Genomic DNA, 3044 nt, shown 5'->3' on the forward strand with positions numbered 1-3044 from the left:
AGTTCGCCATAGTAGCGGATGGCTTCCTTGAAGCCGTGCTGGTAGTCGGCCAGGTTGGCGATCTGCGAACCCATGTGGAAGTGCAGCAGGCGGATGCCCTGGTCCAGGCCGGCATCGCGGAAGCGCTGTACCACCGAGATCAGCTGGGCGGCGGACAAACCGAACTTGGACTTCTCGCCACCGGTGTCGGCCCACTTGCTCGACGCCAGCGACGACAGGCGCACGCGCAAGCCAACCTGTGGCTTGACCTTGAGCTCAGCCGCTTCTTCGATCACCAGGGCCACTTCCGACTCTTTCTCGATGACGATGAACACGTTATGGCCAAGCTTCTGCCCCATCAGCGCCAAGCGGATGAACTCGCGGTCCTTGTAGCCGTTGCAGACGATGGTACCGCCCTTCGGCGCCAGTGCCAGCACGGCCAGCAGCTCGGGCTTGGAGCCGGCTTCGAGGCCGATCGACACGTTTTGCGTGGCGATGATGTTTTCCACCACCGCTTCCTGCTGGTTGACCTTGATCGGGTACAGCGCGGTGTACTGGCTCTGGTATTCCAGGCGCGCGATGTTGGCGTCGAACGCGCCGGTCAGCTGGCGCACACGGTCCTGCAGAATGTCGGGGAAGCGCACCAGCAAGGGCAGCGACAGGCCGCTCTGGCGCAGCTCGTCGACCTGCTCGTACAGGTCGATCGGCGCGCTGTCCGGGCCGTTGGGGCGCACTTCGACGCGCCCGGCTTCATTGATGGCGAAATAACCAGCGCCCCAATGGCGGATGCCGTAAACACTGCGGCTGTCGGCCACGGTCCATTGGCTACCATCGTCTTTGCGTGTGCGTCGTACGGACATTCAAGTCCCCTATAGATAAGTCGAAGACACTGCCCCGCAAGGAGGCGGGCGCAGTGTAAAAGGCAAAAATGACGATTCGTCCGTGCCCAGCGATAGACCCTGGTCACGGCAACGAGTTTAGAAAGCACTGGGCAAAAAATCGCGCGGGTTGCTCAGCCGCCGGACTTTTTCGCCTTGAAGCCCTGTTTGATCAGCTCGCCAATCAGCAGCTCGACATGATCACCCTGGATCTCGATGACGCCATCCTTCAGCGCACCACCGGTACCGCAGCGGCGCTTGAGGGTGGTGGCCAGCTCCTTGAGCTGGTCGAGCGGCAGCGGCACACCGCTGACGGTGGTCACGGTCTTGCCGCCACGGCCTTTGCTTTCGCGGCGCACACGGGCAATGCCATCGCCTTCGGGGATGATCTGCTGCTTGCAGGTACAGGCATCCACCGGCTGGCCACAGTCGGGGCAGTGCCGACCGCTGTCGGTGGAGTAAACGAGACCGCCTAGGGCGGCGAAGGAAGAAGCTTTCTTGGCCACTTTTGTTCCTCTGTGCTGAGGACAAAAACTGGTCGTGCCTTGGGGTTGAGGCCGACCGCGAAGCCCCACTCTGGCAGGGGCGGCGCTACTGCCGCAAGACCTGCGGCAGCCCGTAAAGGGCGCGCAGTGTAACGATAAATGCGCCGGTTGCTAAGTACAGGATTGCGGCATTTTGCGAATGTTTTGCGACTATTCGCGGGCACGCCCGCTCCCACAGGGACTGCGCCGCCCCTGAGAGCTGCACAAATCCTGTGGGAGCGGGTTTACCCGCGAAAGGGCCGGCACAGGCAGCACAACTATTCCAGGCTAGCTTTATAGCGCTGCAACGCCGCCAACGAGTCCGGGCAATAGGGTCTTGTCAGGCTTTCCTCTTCAGCCAGCGCAAGACTGACAAAGCGCGCTTCGATCACCTCTTCCGGCTGCAACCGCAGCGGCGCATCCGACACCGCCGAATACACCGCGCACCACAACCGGTTATCCGGTTGGTCAAAGTAGAACCGCTCATGAAAGCGCAGCGGCGCATCTTCAATGCCCAGCTCCTCGGCCAGCTCTCGGGCCGCCGAGTCGGCATAGCCTTCCCCGGCCGCAACCATGCCGCCGGCAGCCACGTCCCAATACCCCGGGTACAGCGCCTTGCTCAGCGTCCGTCGATGTACGCACAACTCACCGGCGCTGTTGAACAGCAGGATGAAGGTGCAACGGCCGATCAGGCCGCGCTCGCGCAGTTCAGCCCGGGGCAAGGCGCCCAGCACCTGGTCGGCTTCGTCCACCCAGGTGACCAGTTCGCGGTCGGAAGCCGCCCGATGGGCGGCCTCGGTTGGGCTGATGGCCATGATCAACCCTGCGACAGCAGTTGACGCAGGTCGATGACTGCCGCGTTGGCCCGGGAAATGTAGTTGGCCATGACCAGCGAGTGGTTGGCCCACATGCCAAAGCCACTGCCGTTGAGCACCATCGGGCTCCACAGCGGCTCTTGCGAGGCTTCCAGCTCACGGATGATCTGGCGCACGCTGACCGTGGCGTTCTTCTTCGCCAGCACGTCGGCAAAGTCCACCTCGATGGCGCGCAGCAGGTGCGACAGCGCCCAGGCCTGGCCACGGGCTTCGTAAAACACGTTGTCGATCTGCAGCCATGGGGTTTCCACCAGCTCTTCGTCCACCTGCGGCGCCTGGCCGGCAACCACCGATTCGGTCTTCAGCGTGGTGTTCAGCTTGACCCGGCCAACGCTGGCCGACAGGCGCTGCGACAGCGAGCCCAGGCGCGTCGCCACGTCACCCAGCCAGTTGTTCAGGTTGTCGGCACGGGTGTAGAAGATGGCGCCCTTGTCACCGGCGGCCAGACGGGTCTGGTAACGGTTCAGCGACTTGATGCCTTCTTCGAACTCGGATTCGCTCGACGGCAGGATCCAGCTCTTGTTGTCGAAGTTGAAGCGCGGCTCGGCCTTGGCCAGGTCGGCGTCTTCGGTAGACTGCGACTGCGAGCGGGCGAAGTCCTTGCGCAGGGCGCGGGACAGGTCGCGCACCTGGACCAGCACGCCGTATTCCCAGCTCGGCATGTTGTCCATCCACAGCCCTGGCGGGAAGCGGTCGTTGGAAATGTAACCGCCGGGCTTGTTCAACAAGGTGCCGGCCACGGTCTTCAGGGTTTCGATGGTGGTATAGCCCACTACCATCTGCTGGCC

At 63.0% G+C, this 3044-nt stretch carries 4 protein-coding genes; all 4 read right to left on the reverse strand.

The genetic code is table 11. The features are described 5' to 3' along the window. Positions 1-839, reverse strand: an 839-nt coding sequence (gene speA / locus HP546_RS28335; RefSeq protein ID WP_172232560.1) for a biosynthetic arginine decarboxylase, incomplete at its 3' end; no start/stop codon positions are given. Positions 840-991: 152 nt separating this feature from the next. Then, positions 992-1363: a translation initiation factor Sui1 gene (locus tag HP546_RS28340; protein ID WP_172232563.1), complete on the reverse strand. Its 372-nt coding sequence runs from the start codon at positions 1361-1363 to the stop codon at positions 992-994. 296 nt (positions 1364-1659) lie between these two features. After that, on the reverse strand, positions 1660-2196 hold the full coding sequence (locus tag HP546_RS28345; RefSeq protein WP_172232566.1) for an NUDIX hydrolase: 537 nt from the start codon (positions 2194-2196) through the stop codon (positions 1660-1662). Positions 2197-2198: 2 nt separating this feature from the next. Beyond that, positions 2199-3044: DUF2333 family protein (locus HP546_RS28350; protein ID WP_172232569.1), on the reverse strand; the 846-nt coding region annotated here is incomplete at its 5' end.

The organism is Pseudomonas sp. CM25 (assembly GCF_013179705.1).
GTDB lineage: Bacteria > Pseudomonadota > Gammaproteobacteria > Pseudomonadales > Pseudomonadaceae > Aquipseudomonas.

What these genes read in the sequence shown, in the direction of transcription:
- HP546_RS28345 (WP_172232566.1), bottom strand. Translation starts at nt 2,196, where the DNA reads ATGGCCATCAGCCCAACCGAGGCCGCCCATCGGGCGGCTTCCGACCGC.